The organism is Stygiolobus sp. CP859M, assembly GCF_037389975.1.
GTDB lineage: Archaea > Thermoproteota > Thermoprotei_A > Sulfolobales > Sulfolobaceae > Stygiolobus.
In genome coordinates this window covers 59,085-85,117 of the sequence record NZ_JBBHKS010000020.1, presented here as the reverse complement: position 1 = coordinate 85,117, position 26,033 = coordinate 59,085, and the positions used below count along the sequence as shown (strand labels likewise).

Annotated in this window: 30 protein-coding genes; 15 read left to right on the top strand and 15 right to left on the bottom strand. The window is 36.0% G+C overall.

Annotated elements, in window-relative coordinates; translation table 11 throughout:
* Positions 1-4: 4 nt before the first annotated feature.
* From WIW72_RS09845 to ppcA, 4 genes are all read right to left on the bottom strand, one after another.
* The gene (locus tag WIW72_RS09845) at positions 5-640 is read right to left on the bottom strand and encodes a DUF2250 domain-containing protein (protein ID WP_443294963.1); all 636 of its coding nucleotides are present in this window, start codon (positions 638-640) and stop codon (positions 5-7) included.
* A gap of 3 nt (positions 641-643) precedes the next feature.
* Positions 644-1,225, bottom strand: a complete 582-nt coding sequence (locus WIW72_RS09840; RefSeq protein ID WP_337703210.1) for an alpha/beta fold hydrolase — start codon at positions 1,223-1,225, stop codon at positions 644-646.
* Between the two features lie 63 nt (positions 1,226-1,288).
* Positions 1,289-2,137 (bottom strand): hypothetical protein, encoded by an 849-nt coding sequence (locus WIW72_RS09835; protein ID WP_337703212.1) that lies wholly within the window; start codon positions 2,135-2,137, stop codon positions 1,289-1,291.
* Positions 2,134-3,669 carry a phosphoenolpyruvate carboxylase gene (gene ppcA / locus WIW72_RS09830; RefSeq protein ID WP_337703214.1) on the bottom strand — a complete coding sequence of 512 codons (1,536 nt, stop codon included), beginning with the start codon at positions 3,667-3,669 and terminating at the stop codon, positions 2,134-2,136. The genes WIW72_RS09835 and ppcA overlap by 4 nt, the downstream gene beginning before the upstream one ends.
* A 70-nt stretch (positions 3,670-3,739) precedes the next feature.
* Between ppcA and WIW72_RS09825 the strand changes: the two genes are divergently transcribed.
* A complete protein-coding gene (locus WIW72_RS09825) occupies positions 3,740-4,198 on the top strand; it encodes a peroxiredoxin (RefSeq protein WP_337703216.1) in 459 nt (152 codons plus the stop codon).
* A gap of 24 nt (positions 4,199-4,222) precedes the next feature.
* On the opposite strand, the gene WIW72_RS09820 is transcribed toward WIW72_RS09825, so the two are convergent.
* Complete coding sequence (locus WIW72_RS09820) at positions 4,223-5,728, bottom strand: NAD(P)H-hydrate dehydratase (RefSeq protein ID WP_337703218.1); 1,506 nt, start codon at positions 5,726-5,728, stop codon at positions 4,223-4,225.
* A 139-nt stretch (positions 5,729-5,867) separates the two neighbouring features.
* Here WIW72_RS09820 and WIW72_RS09815 point away from each other — a divergent pair, with 139 nt between their 5' ends.
* From WIW72_RS09815 to WIW72_RS09785, 7 genes are all read left to right on the top strand, one after another.
* Positions 5,868-6,293 carry a hypothetical protein gene (locus tag WIW72_RS09815; RefSeq protein WP_337703220.1) on the top strand — a complete coding sequence of 142 codons (426 nt, stop codon included), beginning with the start codon at positions 5,868-5,870 and terminating at the stop codon, positions 6,291-6,293.
* An 87-nt stretch (positions 6,294-6,380) separates the two neighbouring features.
* Positions 6,381-6,755 (top strand): hypothetical protein, encoded by a 375-nt coding sequence (locus WIW72_RS09810; RefSeq protein WP_337719697.1) that lies wholly within the window; start codon positions 6,381-6,383, stop codon positions 6,753-6,755.
* A 124-nt stretch (positions 6,756-6,879) separates the two neighbouring features.
* A complete protein-coding gene (herA, locus tag WIW72_RS09805; RefSeq protein ID WP_337700813.1) occupies positions 6,880-8,364 on the top strand; it encodes a DNA double-strand break repair helicase HerA in 1,485 nt (494 codons plus the stop codon).
* 2 nt (positions 8,365-8,366) lie between these two features.
* On the top strand, positions 8,367-9,509 hold the full coding sequence (mre11, locus tag WIW72_RS09800) for a DNA double-strand break repair protein Mre11 (RefSeq protein WP_337700815.1): 1,143 nt from the start codon (positions 8,367-8,369) through the stop codon (positions 9,507-9,509).
* Position 9,510: 1 nt separating this feature from the next.
* On the top strand, positions 9,511-12,201 hold the full coding sequence (rad50, locus tag WIW72_RS09795; protein WP_337700817.1) for a DNA double-strand break repair ATPase Rad50: 2,691 nt from the start codon (positions 9,511-9,513) through the stop codon (positions 12,199-12,201).
* Positions 12,182-13,183 carry a DNA double-strand break repair nuclease NurA gene (gene nurA / locus WIW72_RS09790; RefSeq protein WP_337700819.1) on the top strand — a complete coding sequence of 334 codons (1,002 nt, stop codon included), beginning with the start codon at positions 12,182-12,184 and terminating at the stop codon, positions 13,181-13,183. Before rad50 ends, nurA begins: the two co-directional genes overlap by 20 nt.
* A gap of 32 nt (positions 13,184-13,215) precedes the next feature.
* Entirely contained in the window at positions 13,216-13,518 is a 303-nt protein-coding gene (locus tag WIW72_RS09785; protein WP_337700821.1) for an MTH1187 family thiamine-binding protein, read from the top strand.
* Here WIW72_RS09785 and WIW72_RS09780 read toward each other — a convergent pair.
* Complete coding sequence (locus WIW72_RS09780; protein WP_337700823.1) at positions 13,508-14,314, bottom strand: CBS domain-containing protein; 807 nt, start codon at positions 14,312-14,314, stop codon at positions 13,508-13,510. The two genes, WIW72_RS09785 and WIW72_RS09780, sit on opposite strands and share 11 nt — an antisense overlap.
* Before the next feature lie 49 nt (positions 14,315-14,363).
* On the opposite strand from WIW72_RS09780, the gene WIW72_RS09775 reads away from it, so the two are divergent.
* Positions 14,364-14,870: a hypothetical protein gene (locus WIW72_RS09775; protein ID WP_337700825.1), complete on the top strand. Its 507-nt coding sequence runs from the start codon at positions 14,364-14,366 to the stop codon at positions 14,868-14,870.
* A 254-nt stretch (positions 14,871-15,124) separates the two neighbouring features.
* Entirely contained in the window at positions 15,125-15,547 is a 423-nt protein-coding gene (locus WIW72_RS09770; protein ID WP_337700826.1) for a Fur family transcriptional regulator, read from the top strand.
* Here WIW72_RS09770 and WIW72_RS09765 read toward each other — a convergent pair.
* On the bottom strand, positions 15,510-16,433 hold the full coding sequence (locus WIW72_RS09765; protein ID WP_337700828.1) for a nucleoside hydrolase: 924 nt from the start codon (positions 16,431-16,433) through the stop codon (positions 15,510-15,512). The genes WIW72_RS09770 and WIW72_RS09765 overlap by 38 nt on opposite strands.
* A gap of 242 nt (positions 16,434-16,675) precedes the next feature.
* Here WIW72_RS09765 and WIW72_RS09760 point away from each other — a divergent pair, with 242 nt between their 5' ends.
* Positions 16,676-18,424, top strand: a complete 1,749-nt coding sequence (locus WIW72_RS09760; protein WP_337700830.1) for an archaea-specific SMC-related protein — start codon at positions 16,676-16,678, stop codon at positions 18,422-18,424.
* 77 nt (positions 18,425-18,501) lie between these two features.
* On the opposite strand, the gene WIW72_RS09755 is transcribed toward WIW72_RS09760, so the two are convergent.
* Together WIW72_RS09755 and WIW72_RS09750 are read right to left on the bottom strand one after the other, a co-directional pair.
* Positions 18,502-18,849, bottom strand: a complete 348-nt coding sequence (locus tag WIW72_RS09755) for a hypothetical protein (RefSeq protein ID WP_337700832.1) — start codon at positions 18,847-18,849, stop codon at positions 18,502-18,504.
* A 32-nt stretch (positions 18,850-18,881) separates the two neighbouring features.
* Complete coding sequence (locus WIW72_RS09750; protein WP_337700833.1) at positions 18,882-19,376, bottom strand: CBS domain-containing protein; 495 nt, start codon at positions 19,374-19,376, stop codon at positions 18,882-18,884.
* A gap of 116 nt (positions 19,377-19,492) precedes the next feature.
* On the opposite strand from WIW72_RS09750, the gene WIW72_RS09745 reads away from it, so the two are divergent.
* A complete protein-coding gene (locus tag WIW72_RS09745) occupies positions 19,493-20,110 on the top strand; it encodes a 2,3-diphosphoglycerate-dependent phosphoglycerate mutase (RefSeq protein ID WP_337700834.1) in 618 nt (205 codons plus the stop codon).
* Here the strand turns inward: WIW72_RS09745 and WIW72_RS09740 are convergent.
* Positions 20,096-20,815 carry a D-aminoacyl-tRNA deacylase gene (locus WIW72_RS09740; protein ID WP_337700835.1) on the bottom strand — a complete coding sequence of 240 codons (720 nt, stop codon included), beginning with the start codon at positions 20,813-20,815 and terminating at the stop codon, positions 20,096-20,098. The genes WIW72_RS09745 and WIW72_RS09740 overlap by 15 nt on opposite strands.
* Positions 20,812-21,741, bottom strand: coding sequence for an FAD-dependent oxidoreductase (locus WIW72_RS09735; RefSeq protein WP_337700836.1), 930 nt, complete (start codon positions 21,739-21,741; stop codon positions 20,812-20,814). The genes WIW72_RS09740 and WIW72_RS09735 overlap by 4 nt, the downstream gene beginning before the upstream one ends.
* Positions 21,742-21,809: 68 nt before the next feature.
* On the opposite strand from WIW72_RS09735, the gene trxA reads away from it, so the two are divergent.
* Both trxA and WIW72_RS09725 read left to right on the top strand, forming a co-directional pair.
* Positions 21,810-22,226 (top strand): thioredoxin, encoded by a 417-nt coding sequence (trxA, locus tag WIW72_RS09730; protein ID WP_337700837.1) that lies wholly within the window; start codon positions 21,810-21,812, stop codon positions 22,224-22,226.
* A 1-nt stretch (position 22,227) separates the two neighbouring features.
* Complete coding sequence (locus WIW72_RS09725; RefSeq protein ID WP_337700838.1) at positions 22,228-22,878, top strand: hypothetical protein; 651 nt, start codon at positions 22,228-22,230, stop codon at positions 22,876-22,878.
* Positions 22,879-22,888: 10 nt separating this feature from the next.
* Here the strand turns inward: WIW72_RS09725 and WIW72_RS09720 are convergent, their stop codons facing one another.
* The 3 genes from WIW72_RS09720 to WIW72_RS09710 all read right to left on the bottom strand — a co-directional run bounded on the left by WIW72_RS09720 (position 22,889) and on the right by WIW72_RS09710 (position 24,567).
* The gene (locus WIW72_RS09720; RefSeq protein ID WP_337721427.1) at positions 22,889-23,827 is read right to left on the bottom strand and encodes an NAD(P)/FAD-dependent oxidoreductase; all 939 of its coding nucleotides are present in this window, start codon (positions 23,825-23,827) and stop codon (positions 22,889-22,891) included.
* A 114-nt stretch (positions 23,828-23,941) separates the two neighbouring features.
* Positions 23,942-24,055: an NAD(P)-binding protein gene (locus WIW72_RS09715; protein WP_337700839.1), complete on the bottom strand. Its 114-nt coding sequence runs from the start codon at positions 24,053-24,055 to the stop codon at positions 23,942-23,944.
* Complete coding sequence (locus WIW72_RS09710) at positions 24,055-24,567, bottom strand: inosine/xanthosine triphosphatase (RefSeq protein WP_337700840.1); 513 nt, start codon at positions 24,565-24,567, stop codon at positions 24,055-24,057. Before WIW72_RS09710 ends, WIW72_RS09715 begins: the two co-directional genes overlap by 1 nt.
* A gap of 29 nt (positions 24,568-24,596) precedes the next feature.
* On the opposite strand from WIW72_RS09710, the gene WIW72_RS09705 reads away from it, so the two are divergent.
* Complete coding sequence (locus WIW72_RS09705) at positions 24,597-25,463, top strand: menaquinone biosynthesis family protein (protein WP_337700841.1); 867 nt, start codon at positions 24,597-24,599, stop codon at positions 25,461-25,463.
* Here WIW72_RS09705 and WIW72_RS09700 read toward each other — a convergent pair.
* A complete protein-coding gene (locus WIW72_RS09700; protein WP_337700843.1) occupies positions 25,460-26,029 on the bottom strand; it encodes a hypothetical protein in 570 nt (189 codons plus the stop codon). The two genes, WIW72_RS09705 and WIW72_RS09700, sit on opposite strands and share 4 nt — an antisense overlap.
* Positions 26,030-26,033: the final 4 nt, after the last annotated feature.

Here is a 26,033-nt window from a genome sequence, read left to right as displayed (position 1 = left end):
TCTTCTACTTTGGTATTACGCCTTGCCTTTTTAATTCCCTTACTACTAACTCTCCTATCCTTGAAAGACCGTAGTACTTATGATGTGTTCTAGTCTCCTTTTTTGGCTTAGACCTTCTCTCCCTAAATTTTATTATTTTAGCTTGAGCCTCTTCTAGTAGACCCATTCTTTCCAATTCCTCTAACTTAGGTGTTATCTCTTCTAACGGCTTATGCAAAAGCTTTGAATAAGTTAGAGCGTGATCTGCGTTTACCTCATCAGCTATCTTAAGAATATCCAAGGCGAACTGGTCGTTTTTAACTAAATCAATATATGCCTTTATCAATTCCTTCTCATCTAACTGTCTTAATAAGTGATCTCCTTCTCTGGTCAAAGTGTAGTAAGTATGGTGTTTATGAACTTCTTTACTGAGCTTAAACTTTGCTTCAGTATTTTTCAGTGTAGCACCATGAACCCTTTCAATCAATCCTAACCTTTCTAGCCGGTCTAGCAATTCTACTACTTCTTGAATGGGAATTTTTGTATTCAGCATTATTGACTTTCCATAGTCAACATTAGCCTTCCTTAAATGTTTCATTATCTCCAGAAGTCTCTTATCCTTTAGAACTTCCATTAGTTTTTTTCTCAACTCCTCATCCATAATTCACTCTCCCTTCAGGAAGTTGACTATAGCGTTGTTAAAGCTTACATTATCATCTAGGTAACATGCGTGTTGCTTACCTACTATCACAAGCTTCGCCGTGTTTACGGTCTTCATTATAAGCTCAGCATTACTTCTAGGAGATATTGAGTCTTTCTCACCCCAAATCAGAAAAATTCTCTTGCCTACTAAGTTCTTCAACTTTTCCTTATAGGCGGAGACACCTACAGCTCCGACTAACACCAGTCCATCTACCATGTCCGGGTTATCTACAGCGAATCCTAATACTGCTTCTCCACCCATGGAAGCACCTAATAAATATGCTTTGCTTATCCCTAAGGTGTCCATGAAGTCCTTTATAAAAGATGAAAGAGATTCAAAGTCCCCATTGGTAGACTTACCAAAGCCTGGAAAATCTACCGAGATCGCTCTATATCCCGCATTGGCTATACTTTCTACTGTCTTAGTTTCGACCCATGTATGAGCGTTAAATCTCGCACCGTGAAATAGAAGAAAAGGCTTTCCACTTCCTTCTTCAATAAAATGTATTTTAGCACCTTTTACATCGACATATTTGTCTTGCATAATTTAAAATATTTGACATCATCTAAAAACTTATTTCCTTAATTTTATACTTTGTTTTCTTATTTACTCATTTTTATCAATAAATTTGAGAATGAAATCTAAGAGGTTATCATTTAATTGGTACCTACCTACTTCGATATTCCATGACCTCACTACCTTGACATATTTCATAAATGAAGAAACGGAAACTAACCACGGAGGATAAGTAAAGAGACCTATAACTTTTTTAAATTCCTCGATTAAGAATGCTTTACCCGGTGTAACTACAAACATTAAATCTACGTCTAAAGATGTGTAGTTAGGGGAAAGCGCGTCGTTGTATGACTCGATTGATACGTTCTTGTAATTCTGAAAAACTCTCCGTGTACACTTCTCGGTTATCGCAGGCGAAGAATCTACAAGCTCCCGAAGTTTTTCCTTAGAGATTTCAGTAGCCTTAAAAATCTTCTTTAAGTGTAAAACTTTTCCCGTTAATGAGTCTGGGACTATCTTCTCGAAACCTTGTAGTGAGAAATGAAATACCGATTCGCAGTCGAAGACACGTAACATTACAATAACTCCTTCATTTATCAGTTCCTTGTAAAGCCTCACATCAAAGTTTATCTTTTGTAAATCTGGCGGTGCTAGTAATACTGCAAATGGATTAATCTCGTTTATTATGTTTATTATTCCGCTCTTTTCACTCTTATATCGTATTATTTCGTCATAGTATTTTAACGCATCATTTCCAACTAGAGCGTTTAACTCCTCACTTCTTAAGAGTGTCGAAAAGCTGTACCAAGCGTTATGACCTGCCACGGGTTTGTGAGGAAAAAATTCTATTCCATTTTGCCTTAAGGTTGATAATAAAGATAGAGAAAAAGTTGTTTTACCTGAGTCAAACTGTAACAAGCCGTTTACTAGTACTCTCATCCCAATGATCTTCTTATTTTAGCCATTTCTAAAAGGTAATTCTTAGCTTCATCTATGTGTCCTTCTTTCAACGCCAATAACGCCAGACTTGTCATTAAGTTATGCTTTCTACTTACGTAGTCATTTCCCCCAATGTGTATCCCTAGCTGATGTTCAACGAAATCGATATCTCCTTTTATCTTAGTCAGTGTATCCTTATCCACGTTCCAAATCTGTTTAAGTAGTTCAAGGGACTCTAAGCTAATGAATTTAGCAGCACATTGAATGTCATACTTAAAGTATTTGTAGTTCTGGGAAAATACCTCGAATTCCTTCTCGTTAAGTTTGCCTAAAGAGGAAATACCGATTATTTCAGGAGGTATACCTAGGCTGTAAAGCGCTCCAGTAAATGCTATCGCTCTGGGTAACGTTACTTTACCTGTACTTCTTGAATATCCAAACAGTCCTATATGCAATTTTCTCGCTCTTCTTCTAGGTAATAAAAGAGCTATCTTGTTTATAGCATCTGCCAAACTCTCTATTATTGGTTGATAACTTTCTGTATACAATCTAGCTATTTTTTTAAGAATATCTTCCTCGTCATCACTTAGTATGGGTTTCTCCTGCACACCTCTCTCGTTAACTTTCCTTATGGCACTTACTACCTGATCATCTTCATAATCATATTTGAAAGCTGACTGAACTGTATAAGTATAAACACCCCTGTACTCGTCCATTGTCCTATCTACATTATCAGGACTAAAATGTCCTCTAAACGGTAATGCTCCTACCCCTAACATAGGGAAGAAAGATATGTTAAGTTGTTTCTCCATCTTCCCTAGTCTGCTAAGTGCATATTTCACCGAAAGTATAGCGGAGATCATCCCGTAGTTCATTGCAGGGTCTGACCTAGCCAGAAACACTCTCATATAAGGAGGTCTAAGAGCTTTAACATAACCACCTACTATCTCGTCTATTCTTAGCATAGAATCTCTGTCTTCGATGAGCGGTATTATTTCGATTTTTTTAGGGTTTATCTCACCTATAAGGTCTTTCACGTAAATATCATCGACGAGTTTCACGTCCTCTGTATTGACTATCACGTTCTCATAATATTTTACGATAGAGATCAAATCTTTATAATCAGTAGTGAAAGGAAGAATCACCTCGAATACCGGAGGGGTAGGTTTTGTATCATAGAATTTCTCTGCTAGGTCATAGGTGATCGGAATACTTTGAAGAGTTTCCGCGAATACTTTCTTTTCGGCTCCCTCAATCTTCGGGTTCGGAATTCTGTAAGTCAGGAATATGTCCCTACCTAATACTTTTTCCTTGAAAAACTCAGGGTGTTGAGAAAGTAGTTTTCTGACTACGTGGGTATCTACGTCTTTTCCCTCTGCGTCCCACATGACCTCATCCACACCATAATGAGAATACGCTAAATAAGCTTCAATTACTTCGCCTTCACCGCTTATTACTTCGCCCTTATTCCACTCAGGCACTCTGGCATTATCAGGGTGTTGAGTTGACATAGTCTTAGGTATTTTCCTCATATTAGTAACGCGTGTGAAAATATGATATAAAAGCTTAAATTATTAAAAATTGTGGGTTAGATGATTACTTATGCCGTTAAGTAAAGGTATGGATGCCCCTGATTTTGAAGCTGAAGCAAGCACTGGTAAAGTTAAACTTTCCGATTATAAGGGCAAATTAATAGTAGTGCTTTACTTTTATCCTAAGTCATTCACACCAGGCTGTACTAGGGAAATACAGAGGTTTGTAGAGCTGTATGACCAGTTCAAGGAACTATCCGCTGAAGTCATAGGAGTAAGCGTAGATTCTTTAAGCACTCAAAAGAGGTTCGCTGAGAAATACAATGCAAAATTCCCGATTGTTTCAGATAAAGAGAAAAAGATAAGCGAGGCTTATCAAGTATTAAATGAAAAGGGAACAAGTGCACAAAGAGTCACGTTTATAATAGATGAAAATGGGAAAATCATAGAGGTTCTTGAGAAATTAAAGAAAGCTGAAGAACATGCAGACAAGGCTTTAGAAATAGTAAAGAAAATGAGAGGGAAGTGAAAGGACGTTTAAACCGTTTAAACCCTAGTCTTTAATTATCCTTTTGTATACTTTGTTTTTGAATGCCTCTACCGGATTATTCAGCACCTCCGGTATGTGATCAACTATATCCGTAGCTACTAAATGTTCACCGAGTTTTTGATATGCTGTCGAACCTGCTAAGCTGTTCACAAAGACTCCCATATATGCGGAAGTATAAGGATTAACCTTTTGAGCCATAAATGTAGCCACGATCCCCGTAAGTGTATCACCGGTACCTCCTATCGCCAAAGCCGGATTACCAGTTTTATTCAACCTAAACTCCGAACCATTACTTATTACATCCACATAGCCTTTCAACAATACCGTGCATCTACACCTTTTAGCGGCGTCTATAACTTGTTTAACCCTCTCCCTTATAGATTCCTTTACAGTCTCTCCAAAGAAAATCTTGAATTCGCCAGCATGAGGAGTTATTACAGCGTTTGGGTAAAGTTCCCTCCCAGCATTGGCTTTGAGAGCATCGGCATCAATTACAGCAGGTTTATCTAACGACTTAAGGTAATCTACGATGACTCTAGAGGCTTCAACTGTTTCAGGCTCCATACCCATACCAGGACCTATTACTACAACATCCGCTCTATCTATCCACGGTCTAAGCTCCTCTAAATTCTCCTTTGATATGTTTTTACCCTTAAGTTTTATAGATATTAAATCGGGTGAGAAGCCAGCTATTATTCTTGCTGTTTCTTCTGGAGAGGCAACATAAACCAAATCGGCTCCGGTTCTCAAAGCAGCTAATGCTGATAGCGTAGGAGCACCGCTGAACGTATAACTCCCACCTATAATTAGAACCCTTCCGTTATCGCCTTTTTTGGCTCTGTAATCCCTTTTCCTTATGTTTATGACGAGGTCTCCAGGTCCCACGTATATTTCTGCTTCCTTCGGAATTCCAATTTTCTTTACGACCGTTTTCTCCGAAAAACGTTGAAGACCTGGCTTTAGATCATGGAATGTCACTATCAAGTCAGGGTTTACATATTCTCCAAGTGCACCACCAGTATCAGGATCTACTCCAGATGGTACGTCTATGGAAACCTTGAACCCTTTGCTTTCATTGAAAACTTTTATCGCTGTAGCGAAAGGCTCTCTGGGTTTACCAGAGAATCCCGTACCGAGCATCGCGTCGATTAATACGTCAGTCTGCACTGGAGAAAGTTGGGATATATCTTTTACCTCGGTTACTTTTACGGAATAGTCCATCTCTTCTATTACATTAAGGTTTAAGACAGCGTCCTTGTGTTTATTTTCGCCGAATAAGAAAACCTCTACTTCTGCACCATCTCCTGCAAGGTGTCGAGCTGTTACTAATCCATCTCCACCTTTTCCACCGTGTCCCACAAATACCTTGACCTTAAGGCCTTCAGGATCAAACCTCTTTATTATTTCATCTCTAACGCTCCTGCCGGCGTTCTCCATGAGTAATAATGTAGGTACTCCTAAGGCTTCGCTGTTTATTTCCAGAGCCCTCATCTTTTTTGCGGATATCATAACAAATTAAATTATCCGTCAATATATGATAATTCTTTCTCAGACTCGGGTTACATCGTCACTTTTCAGCATTGGAGTTATTCATCACCTTTTTTCAAATATTTTTATAACACCAGAGCTTTTTAATTGTTGAGGGTAAATGAAAGGAACACAAACAGAAATGGGGCTAAAAGGACTGTTTATGGCTAATTCTGAAGACCACCTACTCCTCTCATTCACATCAGAAAAATTGTACCAACTTAACAGAAAGGAAGAGGCTCAAATGGTAAAAGAGAAGTCTCTTGTAGAGCTAGGTCATGCTAAAGGAATTCTTGAAAAACTCGTAAAGTATATGGGAGTTAATAGTATGAAAGAGTGGTTAAACGAAATTAAGAATAAGAAAGGTGACGATGTTAAAGAGGAATTTATGCTTACGTCTACTATATATCTATTAAGCAAGCTCTTGTCAGAAAAAATCAGTGATATAAAAGAGAAAGAAGAGCTTACGAAACAAGCAGAGATTTACTATCAAAAAGCTAAGGAAATTTACGAGAAACTTCTTGAATCTAACATAAATGTAGCCTAAACTTCATTAATTTTTTTAGATATATACGAAAAATGTTTAACAAATCTTTATATATCCGGTTAAGGTAATGATAACTTGGGTACCTAAATGGTCTACCTCGCCCTCGAAAAAATATTAAACGAGTTTGCTGAGAAAGAAGGAAAAGAACACGTAGATACTTACAACAAAGTAGCCCTAACAGCAAAAGCTGAAGGCTACGCAGACGTAGAAGCAATGCTCTGCGCATACGCCGAGGAAGAAGCAAAAATAGCACAAACAGCAAAGAACGTAAGCGAGCTCTTAAAGGTTAAAGCACTACTCAGTGAGTTTGCTGAGAAAGAAGGAAAAGAACACGTAGATACTTACAACAAAGTAGCCCTAACAGCAAAAGCTGAAGGCTACGCAGACGTAGAAGCAATGCTCTGCGCATACGCCGAGGAAGAAGCAAAAATAGCACAAACAGCAAAGAACGTAGCTGCATAAATGTTTCATTTTTATTTTTATTTTTCTTTGGGATAAATTTTATTTGTTCTAGATTAGTTGGGAGTCGGTAATACTATATATTTTCGCAAAATTAATAAATGTTTATCGAGCATATTAGTCTGATATGACGATAGGATATATAGTGGGCTCAGCAACTACCGAACAAGCAACAGCCCTTCTTGAAAAGAAGATAAGAAACGGGTATTACGTTGTAATAGAATATGATGACGAAAAAGTGTTAGGTTTAGTTACTCAGACTTTTACCGGCAGCCCACTCCTTGATAATAATTTAAGCGATATAGAATTCATACAAAAAATTAAGAAATTTAATAACTCGATCCCCTACTTCGTAAAGGCCAAGATAAAATTACTTTGTAAGCTAAACGGTACGTTATCGAGACCTGATATACCTCCAGTAGCTGGGTCACCTATAAGGCTTGCAACAGATGAAGAGCTAAGAAGCGTGTTTTCTAATGGTGAAATAAGGTTGGGTAGGGTGATAGGAACTAACGTAGAAGTTAAAATCAAACTTAACTCTCTGGCTAGACACTTAGCAATTTTAGCTGCAACAGGATCTGGAAAGTCCAATACCGTAGCCGTGCTTTCATCCCGGATAGCCGAGAACGGCGGCTCAGTTCTGATTTTCGATTATCACGGAGAATATTACGATAGTGAGATTCCTAGATTAAACCAAATAGAACCGAAGATTAATCCATTGTCTCTAACGGTTAGTGAGTTTGCAACCTTGCTAGAACTGAGAGAGAACGCTATAATTCAATATAGAATTTTAAGGAGGGCATTCAAGCAGTTTGTTGAGGAAGTCAAAAATGGCATAACTGAGAATACCATTAGTTTCGCTGAACTAAACACAAATTTCGTTCAGCTATTGACCGAGAAAGTTAATGAAGTGTCTAAGGATGAAAAAAGAAAAGATAGTAGGGATGAAGTACTGAATAAGATAGAGGACTTTGCGGATAGGTACAGCGAGCTAATAGACTTCACTTTCGGAGACGTAATAAATAGACTAAAAGTGGGTAGAGTAAATGTAGTTAACCTAAGCTCTCTAGACGAGGACGGTATAGACGCTGTAGTCGCCCATTACTTAAGAAGAATTTTACATGCCAGAAAGGAGAATAAGATTAAGAGAACCGGCGGTCTCAAGTTCCCTATCATATCTGTAATAGAGGAGGCTCACGTTCTATTATCGAAAGATGAAAACACGTTAACTAAGCATTGGGCGGGTAGAATAGCCAGAGAAGGCAGGAAATTCGGTGTAGGCTTGATAATAGTCAGTCAGAGACCTAAAGGTCTTGACGAAAATATACTGAGCCAGATGACAAATAAAATAATTCTTAAGATAGTAGAACCTACAGACAAAAAATACGTTCTGGAAACCAGCGATAATCTAAGTGAAGACTTGGTAGAAGAGTTATCGTCCTTGGATACAGGAGAGGCTATAATAGTAGGTAATATCGTTAAGTTACCTGCCTTAGTTAAAATAGATAAGTTCGAAGGAAAATTAGCTGGAAATGACCCCGATCTAATCTCAGAATGGAAGAGTGTTAAAGAGGATGAAATTAAGCACATAGATACAGCCTTCTGGGGATAACCATGAGGATCTTACACGTTTCGGATACACACTTAGGGAAAAGACAATATGATAAGGACTTCAGGGAAGAAGATATATACGACACCTTCAGGCAAATAATCGATATAGGTATTAAAGAAAGAGTCGACGCTATTATACATACAGGTGATTTCTTCGACAAGAACGAACCACCTAACAAGGCTATATTGGTAGCTTTAAGGGAGCTCAAGAGATTAAAAGAGAAAGAAATACCTTTTATTGCTATTGCCGGTGACCATGATTCTCCAAAAAGAGGAAGTAGTATTTTCCCGCAAAGAATATTAGAAGAAGAAGGTTTATTAATACTTCTTGATCATCAAAAGAACTATTATAAGCTAAATGACGTTGAAATTTTTGGCATCTCCCACGTTCCCTTGACGGGAGCCAAGGCGTTAAAGGAGAAACTAGAAAAAATGAAACCTTCCTCTAGGAAGAGCATCTTAATGCTTCATCAAGGTGTCAATCCGCTATTACCTTACCAATACAGTTATCAACTGGAAATATCGGATCTTCCCAAGGGATTTGGAATAATAACTTTAGGACATTTCCATGACAGAATAAAACATGTTCTTGATGGAGGAACGCTCGTAGAAGTAGCTGGTTCACCAGATATTATAAGTGTAGCAGAACTCGAGGGATACCAAAAGAATAAGAAAGGTGTAACCATTATCGATTACTCCACTAATGAACCTTCTATACATTATATCAATACTGATATTAGACCACAATTAGAAGTTACGATTAATACAAATAATCTAGAAAAAGAAGTTGAGTCTTTAATTATCAGGCTTACGTCCTTAATAAACGGGAACACGAAAAAACCAATTTTACACATTACACTTGAGGGGACTCCACGAAAGAAAAACGAAATCGTAAATAAGCTGAGAGATTTGTCTAAAGTCTCAGAGTATTACAGAATAGCGAAGGACAATACGTCTTACATAGACGAGACAAAAAACAACCCTAAAGTTTCTCCTACTTCGTCCCTAGATGAAATGATTATGGACTATTTAGTCAAGGTTGCCAGATACACAGAGTCTAACGCAAAGTTAGTACTTTCAATACTTAAGGAAAAAAACGAAGATGAAGTATATAAGCTCCTTAGGAAATTTGCGGGGTTAGATTGAAATGATGGAGATAAAAAGAATTTATCTTGAAAACTTTCTAAGTCATGAAAAATCGGATATAAAGTTTAAGCCTGGAATTAACGTAATTATAGGCCATAACGGAGCTGGAAAGAGTTCTATAATAGACGCCATTTACTTTTCTTTATTTAGAGACCCAGTGAGGAAAATAAACCAAGACGACTTGATTAGAAAAGGAAGCAAAGAAGCGAAAGTAGAATTAGATGTTGAAATCAACGGAAAGACCTATCAAATTACGCGTTTAATCAAGGGAAGTATAACGGATACTATTTCGGAAATCTTTCCAAACGGGTATAAGACCTTAGCTAGAGGAGCCAAAGAAGTTGATGCTACAGTATATAAGTTGATAAATGCTGATGAAGAAATCTTCTCATCTACTTTATTTATTGCACAAGGTAAAATAGAGGAAATTTTTGATAATATTTCTAAAATAATGGATAAAATTCTAAGAATTGAAAGGATGAATGAACTTAGAGAGACTAATGGTCCTATTCATCAACTAATAAAGGAAGTAGATAATGAACTAAAGTACCTAGAGGGGGAAAAAGAAAGGTATAAGATTATAGAGCAGAGGATTAATGATAACAAGAAGAGAATAGAAGAAGATCAAAAACAATTGCAAGAGATCACTGAAAGAGTAAAGAGAATTCAAGAAGATATACAAAAGAAAAAAACAGAAATAACACAGCTCGAAGACAAAAAGGCAAAAGTAGAGGCTTTATTCCAAAACAAACTCTCTATACAAAAGGAGATTCAAGAAATAGAAGAGAAATTAAGACAATTACCCGGTCTTCTTGGAGAAAAAGAAAACTTAGAAACAAAAGTTAAAGATGAGGAGCTGTTAAATAACAAACTGAATGCCATAAAGGAAGCTAAAGTGTTAATCAGTTCTATCAAACAAACCTCACAATTCCTTGATAATCTAATTAAACAACTTAATTCAAAGAAATCTGATTTAGAGGAAAAGAAGAGGCTCGAAGATAAAGAGAGGATATATCAAGAACTTAACAGAAAGAAAATGGAATTAGAAAATGTGGAAAACGAGTATACTAGGCTGACTAGTATACTAGAAAATATCAAAAGAAATATTGAGGAAAAGAAGAGAAGACTGTCAGAAATGAAAATTATTAATGATGAAGAACTAAAGACAAAGTTAGAATCGTTAAATGAAGAATTAGAGAGGAAAAGAAAAGAAAAAGAGGAAATTACTTCTAAAAAAAGTGAGGTAGAAGGAGAAATCAAGCAACTAGTCTCTATTAAGAACAACTTACATTCCCTTGAAAGTGTAAGTAAATGCCCGGTTTGCGGAAGAGACTTAAGTGCACATGAGAGGTCAAAAATATATCAAGAACTTTCCGAAAAAATTGAGCAACTAAGTAAACAAAAACTGGAACTAAACAAGCAATACCTTAGCTTGTCTGATTATATCAACAGCTTACAAAGCACTATAATGCAACTTCAATCTCAAATACTGAGTTTACAGAAGCTAAAGGGGGAGTATGAGAACCTCAAGCAAGAGTTAGAAAAATTGGAGAAACAAAAAGCGGATTATGAAGAGAAGGTTAAGAACTACCAGCCTGTCCACGAGGAATATAATAGGGTCAAGGATCAGCTAAAGAAACTTGAAGATTATCATAACAGATATTTGAAGGTAAGCCGTGTGTCAGAAAACGAGATCGAGGATCTAGAGAGAGAAATAGCTGAGAAGGAGAAACAAAAAGCTGAAGACACAGAAAAACTATCACAAATACTTAAAGAGTTTGAATTACCTAATGACAATAAAAAATTATTAGAGATCGAGAAACAAATTGAGAATAAGATTACTGAGATTCAGAGCCTGAAAAGAAAGTTAGAGGACGTAAAAGCTAAACTAGCAGTCCTACAAAACGAGAAACTAAGAAAGACTACACTGGAAAATGAACTGAAGAATGTGGAAGAGGAAATCAGTACAATTAAGTTTGATGTAGCCTATTACCAAAAATTAAAAGAGGAAGTGGAAAAAATGAACGACGAATACAACAGATTATCTGTAGAGATGGGAAAGCTAGAGGGAGAAATAAAAGCATTACAGTCTACCATAGATAACGACCTTAAGGAGCTGGAAGAGATTAAAAAGAAAGTGGAAAAAGAGAAAAAGTTAATCGATGCAAAGAAGAACCTAGAGGGACTTAGGGAGATATTAAGCGAGAAGAAACTTCAGGCTTACATTAAGAATAATGCAAAAACATCCATAGAGAATAATCTCATAACTATACTTTCTAAATTTGATCTAACATATAGAGCTTTAGAACTTAATTTTGAGCAGGGAGGTAAGGGAAAGAACAAAGCTAGTGCAATAGTAGTGTATAATGATAAAGGGGACGAAGTCCCTGTAAATGCTTTAAGCGGTGGGGAAAGAACATCTATTGCAATAGCCTTAAGGCTTGCGATAGCTAAATCTCTAATGAGAGATTCCGGAGTATTGATTATGGACGAACCAACGGTTAATCTTGATGAGTACAGAAGGAGAGAGTTAATAGACATAATACGGTCATCTCTTGAAATAGTTCACCAAATTATTCTTGTAACTCACGAAGAGGAGTTAATGGAGGCTGGAGATTATGTACTCAAGTTGGAAAAGAAAGGCGGCATAAGCAAGGTGGAGGTGGTATCTAATGATCAGCAGGTTGTATAACGAAATACTAGAAAACAAACAAAGAATACTAGTAAGCACTGCTGAATTAAAAAACCAGTTATTTGCCATGGTTAAAGAAAAATTAGATACCAAATGGATTACATATCTACCTCCAACTAATATACCTTCAAAAAACATTTTAGCTATTGACGGTGGAATGTGGTCTAAAGAGACTAGATCAGGAGTAGTGTTTATCGTTGATGCTGAAGCTGTATTGTATGATGGAAGAAATATAAAGAGAGTAGACGATAAGGTGCTAATTGATGCTTTCAGGCCCGGTAATCATGCTAAGGAAAGAATCTCGCTTGTTATGCAATTAATGGAGTTGCAATTGGCAATAAAGAATGGGGACAAAGCCGACCTAATCCTATTGGACGGAAGTTTAGCAAAAAAGATAGGAAGACATAAAGTAACTGAGAAAATTTCGGATATAGATGATATATTTACTGTCGATGATATTATCTCCCTCAAGGAGAGAGAAAGCGAGGAAAAAATGCACAAGTTATTAGTTGCGGAAAACCACTATGCTATCTCGCTACTTATAGAGAAGTATAGAGAGAAACTTCTATTCATATCTAAAAACAGTAAGTCATCGGACATCTTTGGTCAACCTTATTCCGATGTAGTAGTTTTAGAGCTCTTTACTCAAGGTATCGGTTATACTCAACCCACGGAGAAAACAATTGAGGATAAGTATGTAGTAAGTAAAAAAGCAAGTAGGATAATGTCAAACCTAAAATTTTACACTTCATTGGTGAGGCTAGATAAAGATGGCAGGATCTTAAAATTTGACTTTTTTGAAAGAGGAAAACTGTTAGAATTCATAAACACTTTAGCGGCAATTTCAGTAAGAGGGTATCCGTACCCGTTGTTAGAAGTTCATAAAGACGTAAGGATCAGTAGGGATGATGCGAAAAGGGTTATGAGATTACTTGGGTTTAAACCTAAACAAGAGGAGTGGTGGCCAAGTCAGTTCTTATAAATTTTTTTAAGTCCAAGTGATAGAATTTCTGTATGCCTAAAAAAGTTCTTGTAGATATAAGTGTCGAACCGATAGGAACATCTAGTACAAGCCTTTCGCCTTATATAAAGAAGGTTTTTGATGTCCTAGATAGATTAGGTATAAAATACTACCCTTCACCTGCAATGTCCACATTAGAACTAGACGATATAACCAAACTTGGATACGTACTGAAAGAAATCAATGATGAACTGGAAAGGATGGGAGTTAAGAGGATAGTCACCCTTATTAAAATAGATGATAGGAGAGATAAAGAAAACAGTATCGAACATAAGCTTGAAGTAATTAAAAGGTAGTAGTGTAGAGTTTAAGTTCTAGAAGATATTTTCTAGTTTTCTCATCAGTTAACGCTCTAACAATATCAGTTGTAGTTAGTATACCTTTTAGTTCTCCGGAAACACCCACTACGGGAAGACCTTTGACCTTTCTATTAGCCATTAATCTAGCAGCGTAATTTAGGTCCTCATATTCATCTACTATAACAATAGTTGGTGTCATTACCTCCTTAACTTTTACGTTAACTTCCTTCATCTTCAACACTGGAGCTAAATATAAGAGGTCTGTGGTGGTTATTGTACCGACAATTTTCCCGTCACTGACCACTATTAATCTGCTGATGTCGTTTGATAATATCAAGTTCAATGCCTCATGCATGCTAGAATTTTCATTGATAATTATTGGATTTTTGGTCATATATTCCGAAATTTTTTGTATTCCTCTAATCAAACTACCGTAATACTGAGATAGGTCGCTTTTTATTATCATACCTAAAATTCTCCCGCTGTCCGAGGTGACTATTAGCATAGGTTGTTTCTTCTCTATCATTATTTGAGCGGCTTCAAGCGGTTCAATGTCACTTGTAACCGTCACTATATCCTTTCTCATAACTTCGGAGACGTAAACGCTATCAAGCTCTCTACTTCCCATTTTACTTATAAACTTGAGAACATCTTTTTGTGTCACTACACCTAAAGGATTGCCGTTCTCATCCCCTACTATCAACTTAGGCACATATTCCATTGTCATAATCTTTATTGTATGTAACAATGAATCGTGTGGCCTCACGATTATAGGCTCTCTTACTATTCCCATGGTATATCATAATGAAATTTAAACTCATAAATTCATAGTATATTATTTGATGGAGAAGTTTAGAGAGCTAATTGCTGATATGGTATTTTCAAAGGAGATAAGTAATTATGAAGACAAGATAGAAGAGGGGAGAAAGAAGAGGGACAGCTGCATTTACTTTATGAATGGAGTTTGTTCCAGATATGTAATCAAAAAAGATTCAATATTGCTCGAGTGGATCGGAAAAGATAGAAGAGCTACACCCCACCCTCTTCTATGCTATATTTGCCCTTATTACTCTTTAAAAGCTGAGGAAAGGAAAGATATCCTTGACATAATAGAGCTTTACGTATATTATGAGAACGAGAAAGAGTTAGTTGAACGTGAGCTGCTCTTCCTAGACAGAAGGTATGAAGAGAATCCCTTCCATTTATCGTTGAAGAGAAGAAGAGAGGACCTTATTATCTTCCTTGAAAATATTAATGAAAAAATTAACATCATCAAACGGATAATTAAAGTGGAGGGTGTCGAAGATAAAAGAACTGTTGAAGATATCAAAGAGGAATCCACGATTTAAACATTGGCCCTCTGGTCATCGTTGAGTTAATACTCATACTCCCAGAGGTGATCCTGCCTATTAAAAACAATTTTACTCGCGGAATTTAAAGTTTTTACAGTGAAACATCCATAAAATACACATGAACCGTACATAAACAACAATATAAAATGCCTTTTCCAATTATAAGGTATGAGTTATATCCCATGAAAATTATAGAATATATCACATTTGTAAATAATTTTTAAATTGTTTTGTGTTAGTTGTTATTACTTGTGGAAATAGACTTAGCTGACCTATTAAGACAAAAAGGATTGAAGGTTACACCTCAGAGACTGTCAATACTAAAACTATTGTATAGTGGAGGTCATTTTAACGGTGAGCAGATATATAATGAGCTTAAGAAATCAGAGCCAAGTATAAGCTTATCCACAGTATACAACGCGCTTAATGCCCTGGAAAAAGCGGGGCTACTAAATTCGTTCGAAGTTAACGGAATAACGTGGTATGAAATTAAGAGGGATTTACACGTAAATGTTTACTGTGAAGACTCTAATCAAATTATAGACGTTAATGTAGATCTTGAGGGGTTATATAAAGAACTGAGTGAGAAAGGAATAAATGTTAAATCCCTTAACGTCGTTGTTACTGCGGAATGTTCTAAGCTTTTGAAAGAACCTCAAATAAGTACTTCTTAAACTTAGAGGAGTCTGCTTTTGTAACTATTTCTACCTTTATATCACTCTTTGTCATATCATACCAGTCCACCAGCATAGCCCCCCTTGATTTTCCACAAACCTCTACATCCACTCTTTTCTCTACTGATTCGAGAATAATACTGTTGTCGTAAGCAATGGCTACAGTTAGTGAATCTGGATGTACGCTACCCTTGGATCCTGTACTTTTGGAGTATTCTCTTAGAACTTCATTAACTTTGATAAAAAAGTTCGAACGATTTGTACCCATAGATGAAATTCTTGACCACTCATCATCTGTTATTGTAGCGGCTTCCTCAGCTATTTCCCACGGTACTATTGTAATATCAAAACCGCTTTTCAAGACTATCTCAGCAGCCTCTGGGTCTACCCAAAAATTGAACTCTGCGATTTCCGTCGTATTGCCTCTTGTAAAGGCACCTCCCATAATCCAGACCTTCTTAATTCTCTTTATTATAGAAGGATCTTTCAAGTACGCTAATGCTAAATTCGTTAAAGGTGATACGGCTAAGATTTCTAGTTCTCCATTATATTTTTTTGATAGCTCTATTATTGCATCGCTTGCAAAAATATTTTCTGGTTTTTTCGAGGGTTTTGGTATATCCAACCTCCCCATACCTTTCTCTCCATGAACTTCTTCAACAGTCCTCCAGATACCTCTAATCGGCCTAGAAGCCCCTAAAAAGACCGGTACATGAGAATAGCCGAAATATTCTAGAGTAAATAAAGCATTATTTATCTCATTTTCATACTTCACATTTCCAGCAACTACTGTAACTCCTTCCACGTCGAAAAATTCTAGTGACAATAAGAGAGCTATAGTGTCATCACTTGCTGTATCTGTATCAAAAATAACCTTTCTTTTCATGTAGGATTAATACTTTTGCAATTTACTTTAAACTTTATTTTTCTCTTGATAACAGAAAGGTTAGCCCTTAATTACTTGAATAATTCTTAATAAAAATAAAATAATTCTACTTGAGTTAGTACGAGCTAACTGTTCTCATTCTTTCCAGAGAGATATAAATGTCATTAGAATTAGCCTAAACCTTAATATCCCTATTAGTTTAATCAAAATATTTTTAAGGTGAGTATCACGTATTATGATTAATGCAAGTTAGGCTTTATAATGTAGGCGGTATTAGCAGAGAACTTTATCTCTCTATAAAGAAGGGCATATCTATATACGAAGCGCCTAATGCATATGGTAAAACATCGTTAGCGAGAGCTTTGATTTCGTTGTTAACATCGGAGATAACAGCGGAGGATCTGCTGAATGTTTTTAGTGATGAAGGATATGTCGAAGCTGAAATAGACGGCAAATTATATTACAGAAGATTTAAGAGAATTAAGAATAGGATAGAGGAGGAGAAAAAACTGTATATGGATGATAAAAATGCATTACTACTGTCGTATTTCTCACCCGAGAACCCGTTAGTAGCAAGAATATTAGTCGGAGACGAGAACATAGAGTGGTTTATATCTGCGGCATCAAAAATTGATGAGATTAAGAAGAAAAAAGAAAACTTACAATATAAACTGGGAGAAATAAAAGCAACATATGAAGAATATCAAAAGAAATATAATGAAGCTGAAAATTATATGAAACAATTAGAGGCAATAAATCAACAGTTAGAGAAACTAGAAAAAGATAGAGAGAGTATAAGAATAAACACTGAAAATAGTATCAGGATAACTAAGAAGAATAGATTAGAAGACTTAGAAAAAAGACTTGAAGTAAGGCAAAAAGAATTGAGAGAAAAGGAAGCTAAAGCAAAAAGAATTGAGAGAGAGATAGAAGAACTTAAAAAGAATCTGAACTCTATTTCTAAAGAGAATTTATTAAAAGAGATAGAAGAACTTAACGCAAAGTTACAAAATCTTAACTCAAAAAAGTATAACCTAGACGTAGACTACAGAATGCTTGGGAGAGTACTAGATGAAATAAAAGAGGCTGATGAGAGACATTTAGCCGTATGTTACGTTTGTGGACATGAAGTAAATCCTTCAATTTGGAAGGAGAGATTAGATACCATAAAGAAAGAACTAACAGAAGTAACTAGACAAAGGGACGAGATAACAAAGGAAATAAACAACTTACAAAGCAGGATTAATACAATTACTAATAAAGTAAAAGAAATAGAGAAATATGAACAACAATTAACTAATAAGCAAAATGAACTAGAAACGTATAAACTAGAGATAGGTGAGATACAAAAATCTATTGAAACATTGCAGAGACAAATTAGAGAACTGAAGGAAAAAATAGAGGAGCTTGACACCAAAGACTTAAGCTTAAGTGGAGAAAGTGAACTTGATAAACGTATAAAAGAGCTTCAGCAACAAAGGAGCAATATAGAGTTAGAGCTACAAAGAATAGGCATACCTAAAAGAATTATGGAAGAACTACAAAGCTTCAGAAAGAATATAAAGGATATAGAAGATCAAATTTCTACTCTAGATAAGGAATACATTAGAAGACTAACTGTAGTGAAGGACACTTTTAGCAACCTGGCTAACTCTTTAATGAGGGATCTTGAATTTAATTATACAGCTGAAATAGATGAGAAATATAGAATAGTAATAAAGAAGGACAATGTGAAGATGGATTTGAAGAAACTGTCTACTTCAGAGAAGACTGCAATAGCATTGGTATTAGTATTGATAGGATTGAAAGAGTATTTTAAGAGTCCGTTCTTCATAATTGATGAGTCATTTATGACATTTGACCAGAGAAGATTTGAGAAGATTCAGAAGTACCTTTCCGGCATAGTGGACTATACGATAATAACTAAGAGTAACGATACCGTACAATTCAGGAACGAGAAATTACTTGAGCCGAATCAGATAACGGGTTAATTAGTACCTTTCTCTTAACTCTGATTTAGAAAATATTTATTTTAACTTAAATTTATATTTTTGATTAATAAGTATTTTTACAGATTTTTTACATTAATCTCAGGTGACCAAGGAACGTCCAACTCCTTCATTAAGAGCTTATTTAAATCAGTTTTTATCGCTTCCTCCACCTCAGGCGGTATATTCTCGATTTGCGTGAACCAACCTACCATCGCCATCATACCCAACTCTTCGGCTTTTTGCTTTAACCATAATGCTACTGCTAGACCTGCTTTTGTAGGCTTGAATAAAACTATAGAAGCACCTATTGATGAACTAGCAATTTTTATGGCATGTTTAGATACTGTTTTCCATCTAGTTTTAGTAATAATTTTTACAAGCTCCTTTGCCCTATCTCTTTCACCGATCGCATAGAATATTATCATTAGATAAAAAATGAATACTATACTAATAAAATTTATCCAGAGCCGGTGCCACAACCACAATATCCGAATTCATCAATTTCTATTCCACAGACTGGACATATATAACCAGAACCCTTGACTTCCGAAGCCTCTTTTTTAAATTGAAAAACATGAGGGTCTAATAAAGCTTTCACTAAATCTCTTATACTCACTAATCCAGTTATCTTTCCGTCTTTACTTAAAATCGGCAGATGTCTAAAACCATTATCCAGCATAACTTCTAGTGCGTCTACTATATCTGTGTCTTCTGTAACTCCTATTACATTTCTAGTCATGTAATCAGACACTTTTGCATCAGTCCTGCCATCAGCAACTACTTTAATTAGATCCCTTTCTGTGAATATTCCTACTATCTTATTATTATTATCTATTACTACAAGTGCACCTATGTTATGTTCTCTAAGCTCTTTTGCTGCTAGTGATATAGGATCAGTATCTCTTATGACGTGGATCACCTTATTTCCTATAATTCCTACTTTTGTCTCCATAAGATCTTATTGACTATACGCCTCTGATAAACTTTATTATTATTTTGACAAGGGGCAATTTATCGAAAATTATTCAAAAACAATTTTTTATAATCAGCGTGTAAAAGCTCTTTAACATGGTTGTTATAGTGTTTATTCGACATGCCCAATCAGTCTCAAACGTTCAAAGAATTCTTTCTGACGATATAAACAAATACCCGTTGACTGACGAAGGTAGACAACAAGCTAAAGAGACCGCTAAAGAGTTAAGGAAAATCCCAGCAGTAACGAGACTTTATAGTAGTCCTATACTAAGAGCTTACCAAACTGCATCGATAATAGGAGAGGAGTTAGGACTAGTGTCAATCATAGATGATAGATTAAGAGAGAGGGAATTAGGCGAATTGAATAACTTTAGAATCGACGAAATTAATAACTGGAGAGTAAAAGTTTATAAAAGAGAAATCTCGGCTAAAGGATTAGAGCCATGGGAGATCTTGATGAAGAGGATAGTTAGCTTTGTAGAAGATATTATTAAGAAAGAGGAAGGAACAATTATCGCCGTGAGTCATTACGACCCTATTAGGGCTTTTCTCTCATATCTTATAGATTTAGACGACATTGGTTCTTGGGGAATCTCACTACCAAATGCAAGTATAAGTATAGTCAAATGCAATGACGAGAATGCAAAAAACTGCAAGATAATCTGTATCGGAACTCCTATTTTAACAACTGAAATCTTATCTAGACTCTAATTTTATATTACTGTTGATCCATTTTATATACTCTATAATTTTATTCTTAATAGAAAAATTAACGTTATCGAATATTATTTTATCTACTTTCTCAACGGAATTCATGATAACTTGCCTCACAACCTCTTGGTTTATCTCATTTAAGTAATATTTGGATACAACATGCCCTATACATTTAGACGTACTTATCTTCGAAAAATAAGGTGTATAGTGAGTCCCTCCTACTCCCGCAATAATCTCTTCACATACGGTTTGATCGAACTTATCCACACCTCTCAAGGTAGCCTCAACCATCATTTTTACAAGGTTCTCGTTTTGCCAGTAGTTTATATCGCTACCTATCTCCACAAAGATCACCGGATGAGTCTGATACGTGGGACCATGATGAGTAGCTTCAATAGCCTTTTGGATATCCACGGGTAAAGTTAATATCTCTCTAAAAATTGAGGATAATAATTTAGGAAAGGCTATCCCTAGTTTAAAAGGTTCTCCTCCAAAAGCATTAGACCCCGGATTTCCAGGGTAATGAACAGTTAATGAAGGAGTCTTAGACGAGCTCTCATGACGTGAAAATATAACAATAACGTCTCCCTTGTCGTACCTGAAATCTATCACATCATCTTCTATTTCATCAAACCTATACCCTAGTTTTTTAATCGTAATTCCTACAGGGTCTTTTGTAGACATTAAGAAGTTTACTCTCATGACGACCCACTCTTTAGAAGACCTAAAGCCTCATCCACAATAAAGGGAGCCATTGCAAACCCAAATCTAAATCCAGTAATAACTAGCGCGTTTTCAGCAATTTTTTCAATAACGTACTTTTTGCTGCTCGAAGCTGTCCTGAAACCTACGCTAACTAAAATCTGATGACTCAATGGATAGATGGAGTTAACTGTATTCACCGCATCTTTTACTTTCTCATTGTTTATCTTATTATCTGTGGTTTTCTCTGCATCCGAACTGATAATAACTTCTGAACCTCTTCTCTTTAAGAATATCTTACCTTTGTAAAACAAGATATTATTTAAAGTGAAGGAAGAAGAACTCGAGATCAAATGACCCTTATAGACCTCGAGATCTTTGATACCAAAAAGTTTTATAGTGAGATAACCGGTAGAGAAAATAACGTTCCCGTTCACCGAAATGTTCTCTCCTGACGAAAGGTGTAATTTCGTTATCTTGTTATCCTTAATCTCGTATCCGATCACTTCCTCATTTATCATAACACTTTTCGTTACCTTTTCTAAAAGTTTCTCTCCATCTAAATAAAGAGCCCTTTCGTAGATGTACATTTTTGTACTCTCAGGTACAGTAATATCGGGTTCCATCTCTTTCAATTTGTTCATCGAAATTTCTCTTCCTATCTGTTTATCTGATATAACACTCATTTCCTTGTATATAACACCGTACTTATGTGATAGCTGGACATAATAATCTATTGAAGATAAACACTTTTCCATTAAGTCCCCGCATAATGGTGGTATAATAGACCATACGCTTCGGTTTGAGTTAAGCTGTTTAACTTTACGTTCTTTTTCTATAATCTTTACATCTTTGTTCATATCTTGAAGCTTATCAGCAACGACGGCACCTACAATTCCTCCACCTACTATGATAATTTCAACCATAACATTGTTTTTAGAAATTAAACAAAATAAACTTTTTAAAGTACGAGGAAAACAGTATCTGGATAGTTATGAACGAGGAAAATGATCCTGAGTTACAGAAGCTTTTGGAGGAAAAAGCTAAGAAGCTAGCTAAAGTAGCATCTAAAAAAGAAGAGCAGAGGAGAGAGGCAGTAGCACATCTTGATTCCAGTAACTTTGACTCTTTCATAAACTCACATAAGGTTGCTGTTGTAGACTTTTGGGCTGAGTGGTGCGCTCCTTGCCTTATATTAGCACCTATAATTGAAGAGCTAGCACATGATTACCCACAAGTAGGTTTCGGAAAAATTAACAGCGATGAGAATCCAGATATCTCAGCCAGATATGGAGTAATGAGCTTACCTACAGTTATATTCTTCAAGAACGGAGAACCAGTAGATGAATTGCTGGGAGCAGTTCCTAGAGAAGAGATAGAGACAAGAATTAAGGCATTGCTAGGTGAATAATATGAAACCGTTGCTTTTAGGAATTGATGGGTTGAGTTATTCAAGTTTTATGAAATGTAATCCTAGAACTTTATTGATGCTCTTCAGTAGTACTTTCAGGGGAGTAGTGGCTAATAAGAACAAGAACAACCACCCTACTCCTGCATGGCTTAGCATTTTAGAAATGACAGATGATATCAACGAAAGCGGTTTTCTATCTTCTCTCCCTAATTTGAAGTTAATCAAGATTACTAAGGCAGTTGCAATTAATATACCTATAACTAATCCTACCTATGGAGAGGTTAAATTACCTTATGACAAGACTGTACCCATAAAGGACGAACTAAACAAAGTTAAAGAAGCTATATTTAAAAACATAGATGAAAACCCAGTAATAGCAGATGTGACAGCTCTAGACAGGTTCTTAGTAAATAACGGGAGCATAGATAAGTGCGAGATCTATAGAGAGATTGACGGCTTCGTTAAAGAAATAATAAATAGAGTTCAGGATTTCATAATATTCTCACCTTATGGAGAACCTAAGGACGGAAAACATGAAGACTACGGTGTCTACTTATCAACGGTTCCTAGACCTAATGAGCATGATACTGTAAAACTGCCTGAACTTGGTATCCTCTTTTCAAAGCTAGTTAAGGGAGATGTATTTTATTGATTTCAAAAAATTAATTGTAATATGGTAACGCCATGTGGTATGGTACACTGAATGCAGACGATATTAACATTGCAGAATATAACTTCTTGAGATATTTGTACATTGAGCCCCACCTAAAGTCTATTTTCTTAACATATTTATTTACATCGAATATCAACATCCCTGAATAATCTCCGGCATGCATCATACATATGACTCCTTGTGCATAATAAGGTAGAGTTCTACCACTAAGCTCCTTTACAATTGTAGCGGCTGCATTTTCAGATGATATCATAGCCGCTCTTCCGGTCTTTGCCGGGATCATACCTTTTGCAGAATCGCCGACTGCGAATATATTCCTAAATTTAGTAGATCTAAAAGTGGGATGTTCCACTGAGATAAACCCAGATTCGTCTGTTAACCCAGCTTTTTTTGCTATTTCGGGTGCGGAGAGTGTAGGAAGAACGGAAATTAAGTTAGTATCAATCTCGTTTCCGTTACTTAACAAAACTTTGTTTCTAGAGATCTCCTTAACATAAACTCCTTTTATTAACTTAATCCCTCTTTTTTCAGCATATGCATTCACTTGTTTTGGGATCCAATCTACCGGTAATATCCCGAACATACCTTTAGGGCTTTGCGTACCTAGATATACTGTTACCCTCTTTCCCAGTTTTCTACCCAGATATTCCAGTATAAAGGCAACTTGATAGGAGGGACCTTCGATAGGGCTGTTCATTGCATTACCTACGAATACGTTTATTTCATCTTTTTCTTCTACAACCTTTTTTATACCTAAAAATCCCTCAAGTGTGTGATGCATAAATGCGTTTTCATGACCCTTAATTTTATTGAAGTTTTCTTCATAAGCTCCGCCTAGAGCGACAACTAAGTAGTCATAATCAAATGTGCCTTTATCTGTCTTTACTTCATTAGATTCCGGTCGTATTTCTAAGACCTTACTTTCAATGAACTCAATGCCTCTTGGCGGTAATTTTTGAGATGCAAGAAAATACGTGTTTTCAATTTTTACATCGTCTGTAAGCAGAGCTGGAAATATTGTATTGTCGTAAACTCGATCCGATTATGAAATAACTATAACGTCAGCTTTATCTGGAATATTTTCCCTCAATCGGTGAGCAATAGTCAAGCCCGCAAATCCAGCTCCTAGTATTAGAACTCTCTTTTTATTTGCCATTAATCTACATTGTTGTAAAAAGGATATAAGGCTATCACAACAGGTTGAACGTAAAGATCTTTACGAGTTATATGCATTTTAGTTAAGTACCCAATTGCCCCTTCACTCTGTTTACTCTCTTTCGTAGAGAATATAATATCCGTAACCTCACCTAACTCCTTTCCTTCGACTAAAAGCGAAGTCATTGAGAGAGGTAAAGGAAAAGATGCTGAAAACGCGAAGTTCTCTATCCCTTTTTTACTTGCTGCATAAACCACTGCATAGGCCAACATTCTATTTTCGTAATAAAATACACCGCCCTCTATTCCTATTCCAATATCAGCATGTGTGTGTCTTAACGCTTTGTAAGCCCTAGTTTTAGCACCTACAAAAGTTTGATTGCAAACTGGTTGAGGAGGTACTTCCGGATCTACTTTTACGGCTTTAACTTCAGCTTTCATACCTATAATTCTGAGAGCTTCCTTGACAGCCTCTACCTTTGCCTTGTTTGTAGAACCTACCGCAACAAACATTTTTATTCACCTTAGCAAAAAATTTGGTCATGGTAACAATAAAAGTTGGGCCATTAGCAGACTCAGGAGACCTATACCCATTTATACCATTAATTGAGGGTAAAGTAAAGCCAGAGGGGATTAACTTAGAATTCGAAGTGATTACTACCGTACAAGATACTAACGAGATGGTTTTGAAAAAAGATGTAGATGTAGCTGTACCATCTGCTGCAATGTATCCTTATATTCAGCAAGATTATTACGTGATAGGGGAAGCCGTAGCTTCAGCCATAGACGGGATAACCGGGATGCCCATTTTATCTACGTCGCCTTTAACCCTAGAAGACTTAAAGAATTCCAGAGTTATAGTGCATGGCCATAATACAACAGCATATACCTTGTACAAGCTGCTTATAGGTAAGTATAGAAAGCTTGTTATAATTAAAAAAGTCCTTGATGAGATAAAAGGATTAGGTAAAGAAGGAGATGTGTTAGTTGCTGTACATGAACTGAAAATGATGTATGCCTTAGAGAAGTTAGGGATCAAAGTACACAGAATTGCTAGCATGTGGGAGCTATGGAAGCAAGTTGCCGGAAACGCTCCCATGCCTATGGGAATGGTAGTAGTGAATAAAGATCTAGGTAAGGATATAGCTATAAAGTTCAAAGAAGCCTATCTAAAGAGTAAAGTTTATGCAGAAAAACATTTGGACGAAATTATAAAGAAAGATGCCGAAATCATGAGAGAAGCTCATAATGAAAATATAGAAGAAGAAATTATTAGAAAGACAATATGGGCTGATATTCAAGAATATAACGTACCTTTAGCGGACGTAAAGAGGGGCTTAGAGACTTTCTATAAACTCACTGCCGAAAGAGGAATACTACCTAAAGTGATAAACCTTGATATAATTTAGCCTCCCTTTAATGACGAAAAGCTAATTACTTTTTCACATAGTGTTATTCTACACATATAATCAATGCTTTTTATAACTAAATTCAGATAACTTTCTGGTACGTATAATTCTACTAAATGTAGGCTTAATCCTTCCAGATCTTCAAGCTCATATGCTACCCTTATAAAAGGAAAATATTCAAGTTCATTGAGAACTTCTTCATCAGGTGTTATCAAATCTACAAAAAAGTCTCTCTTCCCGTAGTCTACTATGTACCCTTTTACATCTATCACCCTCGTATTATCCCCTTCTTTTAACCCTCTGTTCTCATCGAATTCGGTAGGTTCTACTCTGATATAATCTGCCCTTTTGTTGAAGTTAGGGTTCCATGTATCCAATTCAAGATCGTACTCATCAGGTTTTCCTGAGTAATTCCTAATCTCCTTAATTTTCAGTTCATTCTCTTCGATTAGTGCTTTCCTACCCTTAATGCTAATCCTCAAAATTTTGCTCTTGTTATGTAACCCTTTACACAGCGAAAAGCCTTCAAATTTAATTATCGGCGTTAAATATAGATTCTTTTTCATACTA